At 71.4% G+C, this 14,492-nt stretch carries 16 protein-coding genes and 1 riboswitch; of the genes, 13 read left to right on the top strand and 3 right to left on the bottom strand.

Annotated features, from left to right (window positions below; all coding sequences use genetic code 11):
- The first annotated feature begins 110 nt into the window (after nucleotides 1-110).
- On the top strand, nucleotides 111-2,561 hold the full coding sequence (locus tag CP977_RS13025; protein ID WP_152370140.1) for an immune inhibitor A domain-containing protein: 2,451 nt from the start codon (nucleotides 111-113) through the stop codon (nucleotides 2,559-2,561).
- 120 nt (nucleotides 2,562-2,681) lie between these two features.
- On the top strand, nucleotides 2,682-3,035 hold the full coding sequence (locus CP977_RS13020) for a hypothetical protein (RefSeq protein WP_062755259.1): 354 nt from the start codon (nucleotides 2,682-2,684) through the stop codon (nucleotides 3,033-3,035).
- Nucleotides 3,036-3,051: 16 nt separating this feature from the next.
- Here the strand turns inward: CP977_RS13020 and CP977_RS13015 are convergent, their stop codons facing one another.
- Both CP977_RS13015 and CP977_RS13010 read right to left on the bottom strand, forming a co-directional pair.
- Nucleotides 3,052-3,648 (bottom strand): isochorismatase family protein, encoded by a 597-nt coding sequence (locus tag CP977_RS13015; protein ID WP_062755261.1) that lies wholly within the window; start codon nucleotides 3,646-3,648, stop codon nucleotides 3,052-3,054.
- Between the two features lie 178 nt (nucleotides 3,649-3,826).
- Nucleotides 3,827-5,155: a nicotinate phosphoribosyltransferase gene (locus CP977_RS13010; protein WP_079131185.1), complete on the bottom strand. Its 1,329-nt coding sequence runs from the start codon at nucleotides 5,153-5,155 to the stop codon at nucleotides 3,827-3,829.
- A 104-nt stretch (nucleotides 5,156-5,259) separates the two neighbouring features.
- Here CP977_RS13010 and clpS point away from each other — a divergent pair, with 104 nt between their 5' ends.
- The 10 genes from clpS (at nucleotide 5,260) to CP977_RS12965 (ending at nucleotide 13,019) form a co-directional block, all read left to right on the top strand.
- Nucleotides 5,260-5,574: an ATP-dependent Clp protease adapter ClpS gene (gene clpS, locus CP977_RS13005; protein WP_062755265.1), complete on the top strand. Its 315-nt coding sequence runs from the start codon at nucleotides 5,260-5,262 to the stop codon at nucleotides 5,572-5,574.
- Nucleotides 5,574-6,164, top strand: a complete 591-nt coding sequence (locus CP977_RS13000) for a DUF2017 domain-containing protein (protein WP_152370139.1) — start codon at nucleotides 5,574-5,576, stop codon at nucleotides 6,162-6,164. Before clpS ends, CP977_RS13000 begins: the two co-directional genes overlap by 1 nt.
- Before the next feature lie 344 nt (nucleotides 6,165-6,508).
- Complete coding sequence (locus CP977_RS12995; protein WP_152370138.1) at nucleotides 6,509-7,936, top strand: amino acid permease; 1,428 nt, start codon at nucleotides 6,509-6,511, stop codon at nucleotides 7,934-7,936.
- 88 nt (nucleotides 7,937-8,024) lie between these two features.
- The gene (locus CP977_RS12990; protein ID WP_062755273.1) at nucleotides 8,025-8,450 is read left to right on the top strand and encodes a M67 family metallopeptidase; all 426 of its coding nucleotides are present in this window, start codon (nucleotides 8,025-8,027) and stop codon (nucleotides 8,448-8,450) included.
- Between the two features lie 33 nt (nucleotides 8,451-8,483).
- Nucleotides 8,484-8,598: riboswitch (cobalamin riboswitch) on the top strand.
- A 42-nt stretch (nucleotides 8,599-8,640) separates the two neighbouring features.
- Nucleotides 8,641-9,636 carry an ABC transporter substrate-binding protein gene (locus CP977_RS12985; RefSeq protein ID WP_152370137.1) on the top strand — a complete coding sequence of 332 codons (996 nt, stop codon included), beginning with the start codon at nucleotides 8,641-8,643 and terminating at the stop codon, nucleotides 9,634-9,636.
- Entirely contained in the window at nucleotides 9,633-10,727 is a 1,095-nt protein-coding gene (locus tag CP977_RS12980; RefSeq protein ID WP_079131187.1) for a FecCD family ABC transporter permease, read from the top strand. The genes CP977_RS12985 and CP977_RS12980 overlap by 4 nt, the downstream gene beginning before the upstream one ends.
- On the top strand, nucleotides 10,724-11,509 hold the full coding sequence (locus CP977_RS12975) for an ABC transporter ATP-binding protein (RefSeq protein WP_062755277.1): 786 nt from the start codon (nucleotides 10,724-10,726) through the stop codon (nucleotides 11,507-11,509). The genes CP977_RS12980 and CP977_RS12975 overlap by 4 nt, the downstream gene beginning before the upstream one ends.
- Nucleotides 11,510-11,553: 44 nt before the next feature.
- Nucleotides 11,554-11,691 carry a putative leader peptide gene (locus CP977_RS34045; protein ID WP_159057798.1) on the top strand — a complete coding sequence of 46 codons (138 nt, stop codon included), beginning with the start codon at nucleotides 11,554-11,556 and terminating at the stop codon, nucleotides 11,689-11,691.
- Between the two features lie 93 nt (nucleotides 11,692-11,784).
- Nucleotides 11,785-12,063 (top strand): MoaD/ThiS family protein, encoded by a 279-nt coding sequence (locus CP977_RS12970; protein ID WP_062755280.1) that lies wholly within the window; start codon nucleotides 11,785-11,787, stop codon nucleotides 12,061-12,063.
- 5 nt (nucleotides 12,064-12,068) lie between these two features.
- Entirely contained in the window at nucleotides 12,069-13,019 is a 951-nt protein-coding gene (locus tag CP977_RS12965; RefSeq protein ID WP_062755282.1) for a PLP-dependent cysteine synthase family protein, read from the top strand.
- Nucleotides 13,020-13,029: 10 nt separating this feature from the next.
- On the opposite strand, the gene CP977_RS12960 is transcribed toward CP977_RS12965, so the two are convergent.
- Nucleotides 13,030-13,530, bottom strand: coding sequence for a type II toxin-antitoxin system PemK/MazF family toxin (locus CP977_RS12960; RefSeq protein WP_152370136.1), 501 nt, complete (start codon nucleotides 13,528-13,530; stop codon nucleotides 13,030-13,032).
- Between the two features lie 200 nt (nucleotides 13,531-13,730).
- Here CP977_RS12960 and CP977_RS12955 point away from each other — a divergent pair, with 200 nt between their 5' ends.
- The gene (locus tag CP977_RS12955) at nucleotides 13,731-14,483 is read left to right on the top strand and encodes an MBL fold metallo-hydrolase (RefSeq protein WP_062755286.1); all 753 of its coding nucleotides are present in this window, start codon (nucleotides 13,731-13,733) and stop codon (nucleotides 14,481-14,483) included.
- The last annotated feature ends 9 nt before the right edge of the window (nucleotides 14,484-14,492 follow it).

Genomic DNA, 14,492 nt, shown 5'->3' with positions numbered 1-14,492 from the left:
TCTTTTCTTGCCTCACTCCGGTCGAATGTCGTCACTTGTGACGCGCGACCCGCCGGGCGGACACCCCACCTTCGGTCCGTGAGTGCGGGCGCCGGGGAGGACTACATCAAGTGACCAACAGACGACGGGCGATCAGAACGTCCGCAGTCGTCGTGGCGCTCGCGGCCACCGCCGCCACCGCCTCGACGTTCACCACCGCGTGGGCCCACAACGACGGCAACGCCGCACCGGCCGACGTCCGCCACGACCCGGCGCCCGGCGCGCCCGGCGCGGCGGGCATCGACAAGACGGCGGTCGACCACGACCTCGAGGGCCCCTTCAGCGAGCAGCAGGCGCAGCAGCGCAAGGCCGCCCTGGAGCAGGTGCTCAGCGGCAAGAAGAAGGTCGAGCGCCGCGGTGGTTCCCAGGTCGTCAAGCTCGACAGCAAGAAGTACGTCGAGCTGGGCCGCGAGAAGACCGACAAGATCTTCACGATCCTCGTCGAGTTCGGCGACAAGGTGGACAGCACCACCCTGGTCGACCGCGCCGACGACGACACGACCGAGCCGAAGCCGAAGTTCGGCGGCACGCCCGGCCCGCTGCACAACCAGATAGCCAAGCCGAACCGCAAGAACGACAACTCCACGGCCTGGCAGAAGGACTACAACCAGGCGCACTTCCAGGACCTGTACTTCGGGACCGGCAAGGACGCCAAGGGGCAGCCCAAGCAGTCGCTGAAGACCTACTACGAGAGGACCTCCTCCGGCCGTTACTCGGTCGAGGGCGCGGTCTCCGACTGGGTCAAGGTCGAGTACAACGAGGCCCGTTACGGCTCGAACTACTGCGGCAACAGCAACTGCGCCAACGTCTGGGACGCCGTCCGCGACGGTGTCACCGCGTGGACCGCCGACCAGAAGGCCAAGGGCCGCACCGACGCCCAGATCAAGGCCGACCTGGCGCAGTACGACCAGTGGGACCGGTACGACTTCGACGGCGACGGCAACTTCAACGAGGCCGACGGCTACATCGACCACTTCCAGATCGTCCACGCGGGCGAGGACGAGTCGGCGGGCGGCGGCGCCCAGGGCGGCGACGCCCTGTGGGCCCACCGCTGGTACGCCTACGGCACCAACGCGGGCAAGACCGGCCCGGCGAACAACAAGGCCGGCGGCACGCAGATCGGCGACACCGGCATCTGGGTCGGCGACTACACGATGCAGCCGGAGAACGGCGGCCTCGGCGTCTTCGCGCACGAGTACGGCCACGACCTCGGCCTGCCGGACCTGTACGACACCTCCGGCCTGCCCGGCGCCGAGAACTCGACCGGCTTCTGGTCGCTCATGTCCTCCGGCTCCTGGCTCGGCCGCGGCAAGGACGCCATCGGCGACCTGCCCGGCGACATGACCGCCTGGGACAAGCTCCAGCTCGGCTGGCTGAACTACACCAAGGTGGCCGACGAGGCCCGCAAGTGGAACTCCACCCACAAGCTGGGCGTCGCCGCGTACAACACCAAGAACCCGCAGGCGCTCGTCGTCGAGCTGCCGAAGAAGTCGGTCACCACCGAGATCGTCGCGCCCGCCGAGGGCAACACGCAGTGGTGGAGCGGCATGGGTGACGACCTCAAGAACACCCTGACCCGCTCGGTCGACCTCACCGGCAAGACGTCCGCCTCCCTGGAGCTCCAGGGCTGGTACGACATCGAGCTCGACTACGACTACCTGTACGCCGAGGTCTCGACCGACGGCGGCTCCAACTGGACCGCCCTGGACGGCACCGCCGACGGCAAGCAGATTCCGCGCGACGCCAGCGGCGCCCCGGCGCTGACCGACGTCTCCGGCGCCCACAAGAAGCTCGTCTACGACCTGAACGCGTACGCGGGCAAGAAGTTCGACCTCCGCTTCCGCTACCAGACGGACGGCGGCGCGGGCGGCAAGGGCTTCACCGCCGACGCCATCACCGTGACCGCCGACGGTGCCGCCGTCCTCTCCGACAACGTCGAGAACGGCGACAACGGCTGGGCCGCCAAGGGCTTCTCCCGCGTCGGCAAGGGCTTCACCAAGGCGTACGAGCAGTACTACATCGCCGAGAACCGCCAGTACGTCTCGTACGACGAGACCCTGAAGGTCGGCCCGTACAACTTCGGGTTCACCGGCGAGAAGTCCACCTGGGTCGAGCACTACCCGTACCAGAACGGTCTGCTCATCTGGAAGTGGGACCTCTCCCAGAAGGACAACAACACCGCGGTCCACCCGGGCCAGGGTCTGATCCTTCCGGTCGACGCCCACCCGTCCCCGCTGAAGTGGAAGGACGGCACCCTGATGCGCAACCGCGTCCAGGCGTACGACTCCACCTTCGGCACCTTCCGGACCGACGCCCTCCAGCTCCACAAGGCGGACGTCGCGACCTTCGTGCCGTCGCTCAAGGGCAACCCGGTCTTCGACGACCGGAAGGGCACCTACTGGTACAAGGAGACCGAGCGCGCCGGTGTCAAGGTAACTGACACCAACACCAAGATCGAGGTCGTCAAGGAGCCGAAGAACGGCGAGACGATCACGGTCCGCGTGGGTCCGTCCACGAAGTAACCGATAAAACCGCAGGTCAAAGCATGATCGGCCGTCGCCCTCTAGCGGGCGGCGGCCGATCGTGTTTAGGTGCGTCTGACGCTTTTCTTATTGACACCGACCACGGGGGAGTGGTTCCGCATGCCCAACGGAGGGTTCTGCAAGCTGCCGGGAGGCAGCGTGGTCGTGGCCATAGGGCTGCCCAGTCCGGCCGGCGACGGCGCCACCGTCCGCTTCCTGGTCCACGCGGCGAACCGGGCCCGCGCCCTGACCCGGCTGCGGAACCTGGGGCTGCGCGCGGTCTACCTCCGGGGGAACACCGAGCCGCCCACGCCGGACGAGGTCACCGCCGTCCTGCACCACCCCGACGGCCTGCTGTGGAAGTCCACCCCGGGCGCCGCCCAGGAGCTCTGGCACCCGGCCCGCTCCCTGCCCAGGGAGCCTGCGGTGCGGGACGCGCCCGCGGGGATCGTGCCCCGGGGCCGCGCCGCGTAGGGCCCCCTCCGGGGCCTCAGACCACCGGCTTGCCGGTCAGCTCCACGCCCGCCGCCCGCAGCTCCTCCAGGGCCCGCTCCGTCGTCGCCTCGGCCACGCCCGCCGTCAGGTCGAGCAGCACATGGGTCCGGAAGCCCTCCCGGGCCGCGTCCAGGGCCGTCGCCCGGACGCAGTGGTCGGTGGCGATGCCCACCACGTCGACCTCGGCCACGTCCCGCTCGCGCAGCCACTCCGCGAGCGTCAGACCGTTCTCGTCCCGCCCCTCGAAGCCGCTGTACGCGGCGTCGTAGGCGCCCTTGTCGAAGACGGCGTCGATCGCCCCGCTGGCGACGGCGGGCGCGAAGTTGGGGTGGAAGCCCACGCCCTCCGTGCCCGCCACGCAGTGCACGGGCCAGGAGGTGACGTAGTCCGGCTCCTCGCCGGGCGCGGCGAAGTGCGCCCCCGGGTCCACGTGGTGGTCGCGGGTGGCGACGACGTGCCGGTAGGAGGTGCCCGCCGTCTGGCCGACCAGGTCGGTGATGGCGGCGGCGACGTCCGCCCCGCCCCTCACCGCGAGGCTGCCGCCCTCGCAGAAGTCGTTCTGAACGTCCACAACGATCAATGCGCGGTGCATGGCGGGTGTCCTTAGGGCGTCGGAGGGGGTGGGATCGAGACTAGAGACTTCCCCTCCCCTTCGGGAGGGGGGCGCCCCGGGCCACCGGGGCGGCTACGCCGTCCTGCGTAGGCGCGGGGGCCGGGGCGTACGGGCCGGATCGTACGGACCGGGTCGTGCGGATCGGCCGGCGCACGCCTCAGGCGTACTCGGTCGGCAGCACGGGCTCGCCGCGCGACAGCTGGACCGCCGACATCGGCAGCCCGGCGCGGGCCGCGATGTGCCGGTTCCTGGCGGCCTCCAGCGGCTCGCGTCCCACCACCTGCCCGTTCTCGACCAGCCGAACCAGCAGCTGCCGGTCGGCGAGGTCCGCCGGGACGGGTCCGGTGCCCACGACCTCCGCCTCGGCGACGCCGGTCGCGTCGGTCCTGCGGGCCGCCCACTTGCGCCCGCCGACCGAGGCCTTGCCGCCGAGGGACTTCTTGGCCACCGGCACCAGCGGCGCCTTCGGGTCGGCCGAGGCGGCCCGCGCGACCAGCTTGTAGACCATGGAGCAGGTCGGGTGGCCGCTGCCGGTGACCAGCTGCGTGCCCACCCCGTACGCGTCGACCGGGGCCGCCGCGAGGGAGGCGATGGCGTACTCGTCCAGGTCCGAGGTGACGACGATCCGGGTGTCCCGGGCGCCCAGCTCGTCCAGCTGCGCCCGCACCCGGTGGGCGACCAGCAGCAGGTCGCCGGAGTCGATCCGGACGGCCCCCAGCTCGGGCCCGGCCACCTCGACGGCGGTCCGCACGGCCTCGGCCACGTCGTAGGTGTCGACCAGCAGGGTCGTACCGCGCCCCAGGGTCTCCACCTGGGCCCGGAAGGCGTCCTTCTCGCTGTCGTGGAGCAGGGTGAAGGCGTGGGCGGAGGTGCCGACGGTCGGGATGCCGTAGCGGAAGCCGGCCGCCAGGTCCGAGGTGGAGTCGAAGCCGCCGACGTAGGCGGCGCGGGAGGCGGCGACGGCCGCCAGCTCGTGGGTGCGCCGGGCGCCCATCTCGATCAGGCCCCGCCCGCCGGCCACGGCCGACATGCGGGAGGCGGCGGCCGCGATCGCCGAGTCGTGGTTGAGGATCGAGAGGATCACGGTCTCCAGGAGCACGCACTCCGCGAAGGAGCCCTCGACCCGCAGGACGGGGGAGCCGGGGAAGTAGACCTCGCCCTCGGGGTAGCCCCAGATGTCGCCGGTGAAGCGGTAGCGGGACAGCCACTCCAGGGTCGGCCCGTCCACGATGGAGCGCTCGCGCAGGAACTCCAGGACGGCCGGGTCGAAGCGGAAGTTCTCGACGGCGTCCAGGACCCGCCCGACGCCCGCGAGGACCCCGTAGCGCCGCCCCTCGGGCAGCCTCCGGGTGAAGACCTCGAAGACGGAGCGCCGCTCGGCGGTGCCGGCCGCGAGGGCCGCCCGGAGCATGGTCAGTTCGTACTGGTCGGTGAAGAGCGCGGTCGACGGCACGTCCACCGGCAGCCCAAGGTCCGCAGCGTTCATGCCGGTGATGCTAGCGCAGAAATCGTCAGAGTGACGATTTCTAGTTCCGCGCCCGCGGTGGAGGCGTGGCCCCGTTTGTGCGAGGGGCCCCCGGGGATGGCAGCATGGGGGGAGTGAGCGTCGCGCCTATTGAGATCGAACGTACGGAACCGGCCGAGGAGGTCTCCGCGGTCGTCGAACCGGACGTGCCCTGGGTGACCCTCGTGCACAACGACCCGGTCAATCTGATGAGCTATGTGACGTACGTCTTCCAGTCGTACTTCGGATACTCCAAGGACAAGGCGCACAAGCTGATGCTCGACGTGCACCACAAGGGCCGCGCGGTGGTCTCCAGCGGCACCCGCGAGGAGATGGAACGGGACGTGCAGGCGATGCACGGCTACGGCCTCTGGGCGACCCTCACCCAGGACCGCGGCTGATGGCCGGCCGCTTCGAGGCCCTGGCCGGCGGCGGCGCGGCCGTCGCCCTCGACGACGTCGAGATCTCCATCCTCCGCTCCCTCGCCGTGCAGCTCATGGAGCTGATCGGGCCGGGCGACGAGCCCGCCGCCGACGCGGACCCGCTGGCCGCCCTCTTCGCCGAGGGCCCCAGCGAGCCCCCGTCCGACCCCGCCCTGCGGCGTCTCTTCCCCGACGCGTACGGGGACGACACCGAGGAGCTGCGGGCGGCCGCCTCCGACTTCCGCCGCTACACCGAGAACGACCTGCGGGCCCGCAAGCGCGAGGACGCCCTCGTGGTGGTGCGCGCCCTGGACTCCCTCTCCGCCGAGGCGGCGGGGGAGGGCGGCGCGGTCCTCAAGCTCTCCCCGGACGAGTCCCGGGCCTGGCTCGGCACGCTCAACGACCTCCGGCTGACCATCGGGACCCGCCTGGAGGTCTCGGACGACGAGGAGAGCGAGCGGCTCTACCGGCTGCCGGACTCCGACCCGCGCAAGCCGATGGTGATGGCGTACCTCTGGCTGGGCGCCCTCCAGGAGTCCCTGGTGGAGACCCTGCTGTCCTCCTCCTGAGGGCTCCCGCCCGGGAACCCCCCCGGGGGTTCGCGAGACGGCGTGTTCGCTCAGCGGACGCTCAAATCCGGATAACGAATGCGTTATCAGAGCGTCCTCTTGGTCCTCTTGAATCCGGTACGTCCGTATTTTCATGTGACCCGCGCCACGCGCATCTCCCTCGATCTCCGCCCACCCCGTGATAGATCTTCACGACCGCTCGGGGACGCCACCCCTGTTTCCCGAGGGCGCTCGGGCCGGCTGACCGCCGGTGGCACTCCATCCACATCCGGGGGGATCAGGATCTGATCCGCGGCAGACGCACACGCAGTCGCGCGGATCAGCATGGAGAAAGGCGCACCACCATGACCTCTGTGCAGGTCGACAAGCAGCACGACGGCACCGACGGGGCCGTGGGCGGCGGCGAGGGCTACCAGCGCGGCCTCGGCGCCCGGCAGATCCAGATGATCGCGATCGGCGGTGCCATCGGCACCGGCCTCTTCCTCGGCGCAGGCAAGGCCATCCACAAGGCCGGCCCCAGCCTCATCCTGGCCTACGCGATCGCGGGCCTGGTCATCTTCTTCATCATGCGGGCCCTGGGCGAGCTGCTCATGTACCGCCCCGTGTCCGGCTCCTTCGCGGAGTACGCGCGCGAGTTCATCGGCCCGTTCTGGGGCTTCGTGACCGGCTGGACGTACTGGCTCTTCTGGGTCGTCACCGGCATCACCGAGGTCACCGCCGCGGCCACCTACATGACGTACTGGTGGAACATCCCGCAGTGGATCTCCGCCCTCGTCTTCACCGTGATCCTCTACGGCGCCAACCTGATCTCCGTGAAGCTCTTCGGCGAGCTGGAGTTCTGGTTCTCCATGGTCAAGGTCACCGCCATCATCGGCATGATCCTGATCTGCGCCGGCATCCTCACCGTCGGCTTCTCCGACGCCGGGGACACCGCGACCGTCGCCCACCTGTGGAACCAGGGCGGCTTCTTCCCGAACGGCGTCGGCAGCACCCTGATGACGCTCCAGATCGTGATGTTCGCCTTCCTCGCCGTCGAGCTGGTCGGCGTCACCGCCGGCGAGTCCAAGGACCCGAAGACCGTCCTGCCCAAGGCCATCAACACCGTGCCGTGGCGCATCGCCGTCTTCTACGTCGGCGCGCTGATCATGATCCTGTCGGTCGTGCCGTGGACCGAGTTCCAGCCGGGCGTCTCCCCGTTCGTCGCCGCCTTCGAGAAGATGGGCCTCGGCGTCGGCGCCGCCATCGTCAACTTCGTCGTCCTGACCGCGGCCCTGTCCTCCTGCAACTCGGGCATGTACTCCACCGGCCGCATGCTGCGCGACCTCGCGCTCAACGGCCAGGGCCCGAAGGTCTTCACCAAGCTGACCAAGAGCGGCACCCCGCTGCTCGGCCTGACCTTCTCGGCCTCGCTGATGCTCGTCGGCGTCTGGATCAACTACGTCGCCCCCGGCAAGGCCTTCGAGTACGTCGTCTCCTTCGCCACCATCTCCGGCATGTGGGCCTGGATCATGATCCTGGTCTGCCAGATCCGCTACCGGGCCAAGGCGAACCGCGGCGAGCTGCCCCAGTCCACCTTCAAGGCCCCCGGAGCCCCCTTCAGCAGCTGGTTCGCGCTCTTCTTCATCGGCATGGTCATCGTGATGATGGGCATCGACGAGGGCGCCCGCGTCTCCCTCTACTGCGCGCCGGTCTGGGGCCTGATCCTGGGCGTCTCCTACCTGGTCCTGAGGTCCCGCGACCCCGAGGGCGCGGCCTTCGCCAAGCGCTCCTGACACCGGGCACACACGCACCCGTCCCAGCATCCGGGCCCTCCCGTACCACCCCTCGGTACGGGAGGGCCCGTCTGTCTATCCTGTCGCCATGCTGACCATCACCCGGGCCCTGTACGACCAGATCGTGGAACACGCGCGCGCGGACCACCCGGACGAGGCCTGCGGCGTCGTCGCCGGCCCGGCCGGCAGCGGCCGCCCCGAGCGGTTCGTCCCCATGCTGAACGCCGCCCGCTCGCCCACCTTCTACGAGTTCGACTCCGCGGACCTGCTCAAGCTCTACCGCGAGATGGACGACCGGGACGAGGAGCCCGTGATCGTCTACCACTCGCACACCGCGACCGAGGCCTACCCGTCCCGCACGGACATCACGTACGCCAACGAGCCGCACGCCCACTACGTCCTCGTCTCCACCGCCGACACCGACGGCGCCGGACCCTTCCAGTTCCGCTCCTTCAGCATCGTCGAGGGCGTCGTGACCGAGGAGGACGTACAAGTCGTCGAGGCCTACGCGTAGGACCACGGGCGGAACGCCGATGAGACACTGACGCGAAACCAACGGACGGCAGGACCCAGGAAGCCGGTGCGAATCCGGCACGGTCCCGCCACTGTGACCGCCTCCTGCGAGGCGGAAGCCAGGAACTGACCTGCCGTCCGCCCACCACCGATCGGGGACGTGGAAATCCCCGGAGGAGGATCGCTCCGTCATGTCCTGGCGCCGCCCCCTGCTGCCCGCCGCCCTCTCGGCCGCCGTCCTGGTCCCGCTCCTCGCCGCCTGCTCGGCCGACCCCGCGCCCGGAGCCGCCGACAAGCCCGCGAAGGCCGCCCCCGGCTTCCCGTACACCGTCACCAACTGCGGTGTGAAGAGCACCTTCCAGGCCCCGCCGAAGCGCGTGGTCACCATGAACCAGCACGTCACCGAGATCATGATCGCCCTCGGCCTGGAGAAGTCCCTCGTCGGCACCGCCTACCTGGACGACGCGGTCCTGCCCGCCTACAAGAAGGCCTACGACTCCGTCCCCGTCCTCGCCGAGGAGTACCCCTCCAAGGAGGCCCTGCTCGCCGCCAACCCCGACTTCGTCTACGGCGGTTACTCCTCCGCCTTCGACGCCAAGGACGGCCGCAGCCGCGACGACCTGAGGAAGGCGGGCATGTCCACCCGCCTCAACGGCGAGTACTGCCCCTCCGGCAAGACCTCCGTGGACGACCTCTACCAGGAGGTGAGCGAGGTCGGCCGCACCTTCGGCGTCCCCGACCGCGCCGAGAAGTGGATCACGGAGGCCCGCGCCACCGTCGCCGCCAACGAGAAGCGCCTCAAGGACCTCCCGCCCGTCCCCGTCTTCGTCTACGACAGCGGCGACAAGACCGCCTTCACCGTCGGCGGCAAGGGCATCGGCAACGAACTGATCACCCGCGCCGGCGGCCGCAACGTCTTCTCCGACCTCGACAAGGCCTTCGGCGACGCCGCCTGGGAGGAGGTCGTCGCCCGCAAGCCCGAGGTCGTCGTCATCTACGACTACGGCTCCACCACCGTCGAGCAGAAGAAGAAGCGCCTCCTGGACGACCCCGCCCTCAAGGACGTCCCCGCGATCAAGAACCGCCGGTTCGCCGTGATGCCCCTCTCCGACGCGGTCCTCGGCGTCCGCGTCCCCGCCGCCGTCGAGAAGCTGGCCGCCCAGCTCCACCCGGCCACCGCCCGATGAGCACCGGGACCCGCGCCCCGAGCACCACGGAGAAGCGGGCCGTCCCGGCGCGGGTCCCGCGCCCCCGGCCCCCCGCAGGCCGCCTGCGCCACTCCGCCGTCGTCGCCGGACTCCTGCTCGCCCTGGCCGCCGCCTGCCTCGCCTCCCTCGCCCTCGGCTCCGTCCGCGTCCCGCCCGGCCAGGTCATCGACGCCCTGACCGGGCGGGCCGGCCCCTCCCCGTACCGGACGATCGTCCTCGACGTACGACTGCCCCGGCTCCTGCTCGGCGTCGTCGTCGGCGCCGGGCTCGCCGTCGTCGGCACCGTCCTCCAGGCCCTCGTCCGCAACCGGCTCGCCGACCCCTTCCTCCTCGGGATCTCCTCCGGCGCCTCCGCCGGAGCCGTCCTCGTCCTCGTCGTCGGCATCGGGGGAGGGATCACCACCACCCTCGCCCTGCCCGCCGGCGCCTTCGCGGGAGCCCTGCTCTCCCTCGTCCTCGTCTACGGACTCGCCCGCCGCGGCGGCACCATGACCGGCCCCCGGCTCGTCCTCGCCGGCGTCGCCGTCTCGTACGTCCTGTCCGCCCTCACCACCCTGATCCTGGCCGCCGCCGGCCGCCCCGAGCACTTCCGCGAGGCGCTGTACTGGTCCCTCGGCGGCCTCGGCAGCGCCCGCTGGGACACCCTCGTCCTGCCCGCCGCCGTCCTGCTCCTCGGCCTCGGCGTCCTGCTCGCCCTCGCCCGCCCGCTCGACCTGCTCCTCGTCGGCGAGGAGGACGCCACCGTCCTCGGCCTCGACACCGCCCGCTTCCGCGCCGCCGTCTTCGTCCTCGTCTCCCTCGTCACCGCCGTCATGGTCGCCGCGAGCGGGGCCGTCGGCTTCATCGGCCTCATGGCCCCGCACGCCGCCCGGCTCGCCGTCGGCGCCCCGCACCGGCGCCTCCTGCCCGTCGCCGCGCTCGGCGGCGCCCTCGCCCTGGTCCTCGCCGACCTCGGCGCCCGGACCCTCATCGCGCCCCAGGACCTCCCCGTCGGCGTCCTCACCGCCCTCGTCGGCGGCCCGTTCTTCCTCTGGCTGATGCGCCGCCGCCCCGAAGGAGCGCCCCTGTGACCGAACTGCGCCTGGAGGGCCTCTCGTACGAGGGGCGCCTCCGCTCCGTGGACCTCACCGTCCGCCCCGGCGAGACCGTCGGCCTCATCGGCCCCAACGGCAGCGGCAAGACCACCCTCCTGCGCTGCGTCTACGGCACCCTCGCCCCCACCGCCGGACGCGCCCTCCTCGACGGCGACGACCTGCGGGCCCTCGGCCCCAAGGCCCGCGCCCGCCGCGTCGCCACCGTCCCCCAGGACACCGGCACCGACTTCGAGCTCACCGTCCGCGAACTGGTCGCCCTCGGCCGCTCCCCGCACAAGCGCTTCTGGGAGGGCGACACCGCACCCGACCGCGAGCACGCCGACGCCGCCCTCGCCCGCGTCGGCCTCACCGGCTTCGCCGACCGCCCCTACCCCACCCTCTCCGGCGGCGAGCGCCAGCGCGCCCTGGTCGCCCGCGCCCTCGTCCAGGACCCGGCCCTGCTCGTCCTCGACGAACCCACCAACCACCTGGACATCCGCCACCAGCTGGACGTCCTCTCCCTCGTCCGCACGCTCGGCACCACCAACCTGCTCGCCCTGCACGACCTCAACCTGGCGGGGGCGTACTGCGACCGGATCTACGTCCTGGAGCGCGGCCGGGTCGTCACCGGCGGCACCCCCGCCGAAGTCCTCACCCCGGCCCTCCTCGACGCCGTCTACGGCGTGGACGCCGAGGTCGTCCCGCACCCCAGGAGCGGCGCTCCGACCGTCGTCTACCTGCACGGTCCGACAGGCGGTCAGGAAGCATCCACCATGTGAGATCACATTCCGAAACCCGGACCGGGAATCGATACGATGAGCCCATGGTTTCCCACGACGTGAGCGAAGAGACTCCGGGCACGGTCATGCTCGTAGCCCGCCTGCACGTCGACCTGGGCCGCCTCGCCAGCGCGATCTGTACGGGCGGAGCACCGGCCCGCCCGGTCCGCGCCGCGCTCTGAGCGGCCCGCCGGACGCCCCCTCACCGTACGACCCCCTCCGCGCGGGGCCCCAGCAGCGCGCCCACCACGCCACTTCCGACAGGAGCCCACGCCATGGCCATCGAGGTCCGCATCCCGACCATCCTCCGCACCTACACCGACGGCGCCAAGGCCGTCGAGGGCAGCGGCGGGACCCTCGCCGAGCTCTTCGCCGACCTGGAGACCCGCCACACCGGGATCGAGGCCCGCATCGTCGACGGCGACAAGCTCCGCCGCTTCGTCAACGTCTACCTCAACGACGAGGACGTGCGCTTCCTCGACGGCATCGACACCAAGCTCGCCGACGGCGACAGCGTCACGATCCTGCCGGCCGTCGCCGGTGGCATGGTCTGATCCGGATGCGCTACGACTCCCCGCTGGCGGCGGTCGGCAACACGCCCCTGGTCCGCCTCCCCCGGCTCTCGCCCTCGGACGACGTCCGGATCTGGGCGAAGCTGGAGGACCGCAACCCCACCGGCTCGGTCAAGGACCGCCCCGCGCTCCACATGATCGAGCAGGCCGAGAAGGACGGCCGGCTCACCCCCGGCTGCACCATCCTGGAGCCGACCAGCGGCAACACCGGCATTTCCCTCGCCATGGCCGCCAAGCTCAAGGGCTACCGCATCGTCTGCGTCATGCCCGAGAACACCAGCGAGGAGCGGCGCCAGCTGCTCGCCATGTGGGGCGCCGAGATCGTCCCGTCCCCCGCGGCGGGCGGCTCCAACACGGCCGTCCGCGTCGCCAAGGAGCTGGCCGCCGAGAACCCGTCCTGGGTGATGCTGTACCAGTACGGGAACCCCGACAACGCCGGTGCGCACTACGCCGGTACGGGCCCCGAGATCCTCGCCGACCTGCCCTCGATCACCCACTTCGTGGCCGGGCTCGGCACCACCGGCACCCTGATGGGCGTCGGCCGCTACCTGCGCGAGCACAAGCCCGACGTCAAGATCGTGGCCGCCGAGCCGCGCTACGACGACCTCGTCTACGGCCTGCGCAACCTCGACGAGGGCTTCGTACCGGAGCTGTACGACGCCTCCGTCCTCACCACCCGCTTCTCCGTCGGCTCCGCCGACGCGGTCACCCGCACCCGCGAACTCCTCAAGGAGGAGGGCATCTTCGCGGGCGTCTCCACCGGCGCGGCCCTCCACGCGGCCATCGGCGTCGGCAACAAGGCCGTCAAGGCGGGGGAGAGCGCGGACATCGCCTTCGTCGTCGCCGACGGCGGCTGGAAGTACCTGTCCACCGGCCTCTACACGGCCGCGACGACCGAAGAGGCCATCGAGACGGTCCAGGGCCAGCTCTGGGCCTGACCCGCTCCGGTCAGCTCGCGAGATGACGGACCCGGTCCCACAGGGCCGGGTCCACCTCTCCCACCCTCCGCCGGAAGTCCGCCACCGGCACGGTCCGCAGCTCGTCCGTCTCCAGGAAGCTCGGCCGCCCCCGCGCGTCGCCCACCGTCCCCGGCGGCAGCGCGATCACCCCGGGCCGCTCCTCGTGGTGCTTGCTGGTGATCTTGGCGACGAGCGCGCCGCCCCCGCGCACCGCGAGCACCAGACAGGGCCGGTCCTTCGACCCGGGCCCGTCCTCGAAGGGCACGTCCGCCCACCAGATCTCCCCGGCCTTCGGACCCCGGCCCTTGCGGGGCTCCGCGGGCCCGTCCGACGGCCGGGCCGGGGGCCGTGTCCGCCCCGGCGGCCGGGTCCGCTCCGGAGCGCGCCGGGAGGAGGGGCGGCGCGGCGACCGCTTCCGCCCGTCGACGACCGCCACCACCAGCGCGAGCACCACGACCGCGACCAGCGCGGGCCACCACGACGTGTCCATACCTCACGACGGTACCGGCGCGCGGTTCCCTCCGCCGTGGCGGGGCGGCATCCATCCGAACCGGTGACAGAGCCCGTGAGTTCGCCCACAACCGGCCACCGCGAAGGAGCGACGGGCCCCGGTGCGCCTTACGCTCGACAGACCGCACAGCCTCCCCTCCCCTGCGCATTCCCGCACCCGTCCACGGAGGTTCACGCTCCATGAAGCTCACCGTCGTCGGCTGCTCGGGGTCGTTCCCGTCCGCGGACTCGGCCTGTTCGAGCTACCTCGTCGAGGCCGACGGCTTCCGGCTGCTCCTCGACATGGGCAACGGCGCCCTGGGCGAGCTGCAGCGCCACATCGGTCTGTACGACCTCGACGCGATCTTCCTCAGCCACCTGCACGCCGACCACTGCATCGACATGTGCGGGTACTTCGTCGCCCGCTACTACCGGCACGAGGGCGGACGCTGCGACGCGATCCCCGTCTTCGCCCCGGAGGGCGCCGAGCAGCGGCTGACCACGGCGTACGCGGACACGCCGTCGCCCACCGCGATGGGCGAGGTCTTCGACTTCCACACCCTGAAGTCGGGCAGCTTCGAGCTCGGCCCGTTCTCCGTCCGTACGGAGAAGGTGTGCCATCCGGTCGAGGCGTACGGCATCCGGGTCGAGCACGGCGGCCGCTCGCTCGCGTACTCCGGGGACACCGGCACCTGCGAGGCGCTGCACGAGCTCGCCGAGGGCGTCGACCTCTTCCTCTGCGAGGCCTCCTTCACCCACGGCAAGGAGGACGTCCCGGACCTGCACCTCAACGGCCGCGAGGCCGGCGCCCAGGCGGCCCGCGCCGGGGTCGGCCGCCTCGTCCTCACCCACATCCCGCCGTGGACGGACGCCGAACGGAACCTGGCGGACGCGCGCGAGGTGTACGCGGGGCCGTCGGAGCTGGCGAGATCGGGCGCGGTGTACGAGGTCTGAGGACGCGCC

This window comes from Streptomyces cinereoruber (genome assembly GCF_009299385.1).
GTDB lineage: Bacteria > Actinomycetota > Actinomycetes > Streptomycetales > Streptomycetaceae > Streptomyces > Streptomyces bikiniensis.
Note: the sequence above shows the minus strand (reverse complement) of the source record. Positions and strands in the feature narration are given on the sequence as shown.

What these genes read in the sequence shown, in the direction of transcription:
- CP977_RS13020 (WP_062755259.1), top strand. Translation starts at nt 2,682, where the DNA reads ATGCCCAACGGAGGGTTCTGCAAGCTGCCGGGAGGCAGCGTGGTCGTG.
- CP977_RS13015 (WP_062755261.1), bottom strand. Translation starts at nt 3,648, where the DNA reads ATGCACCGCGCATTGATCGTTGTGGACGTTCAGAACGACTTCTGCGAG.
- CP977_RS13010 (WP_079131185.1), bottom strand. Translation starts at nt 5,155, where the DNA reads ATGAACGCTGCGGACCTTGGGCTGCCGGTGGACGTGCCGTCGACCGCG.
- clpS (WP_062755265.1), top strand. Translation starts at nt 5,260, where the DNA reads ATGGGGGGAGTGAGCGTCGCGCCTATTGAGATCGAACGTACGGAACCG.
- CP977_RS13000 (WP_152370139.1), top strand. Translation starts at nt 5,574, where the DNA reads ATGGCCGGCCGCTTCGAGGCCCTGGCCGGCGGCGGCGCGGCCGTCGCC.
- CP977_RS12995 (WP_152370138.1), top strand. Translation starts at nt 6,509, where the DNA reads ATGACCTCTGTGCAGGTCGACAAGCAGCACGACGGCACCGACGGGGCC.
- CP977_RS12990 (WP_062755273.1), top strand. Translation starts at nt 8,025, where the DNA reads ATGCTGACCATCACCCGGGCCCTGTACGACCAGATCGTGGAACACGCG.
- CP977_RS12985 (WP_152370137.1), top strand. Translation starts at nt 8,641, where the DNA reads ATGTCCTGGCGCCGCCCCCTGCTGCCCGCCGCCCTCTCGGCCGCCGTC.
- CP977_RS12980 (WP_079131187.1), top strand. Translation starts at nt 9,633, where the DNA reads ATGAGCACCGGGACCCGCGCCCCGAGCACCACGGAGAAGCGGGCCGTC.
- CP977_RS34045 (WP_159057798.1), top strand. Translation starts at nt 11,554, where the DNA reads ATGGTTTCCCACGACGTGAGCGAAGAGACTCCGGGCACGGTCATGCTC.
- CP977_RS12970 (WP_062755280.1), top strand. Translation starts at nt 11,785, where the DNA reads ATGGCCATCGAGGTCCGCATCCCGACCATCCTCCGCACCTACACCGAC.
- CP977_RS12965 (WP_062755282.1), top strand. Translation starts at nt 12,069, where the DNA reads ATGCGCTACGACTCCCCGCTGGCGGCGGTCGGCAACACGCCCCTGGTC.
- CP977_RS12960 (WP_152370136.1), bottom strand. Translation starts at nt 13,530, where the DNA reads ATGGACACGTCGTGGTGGCCCGCGCTGGTCGCGGTCGTGGTGCTCGCG.
- CP977_RS12955 (WP_062755286.1), top strand. Translation starts at nt 13,731, where the DNA reads ATGAAGCTCACCGTCGTCGGCTGCTCGGGGTCGTTCCCGTCCGCGGAC.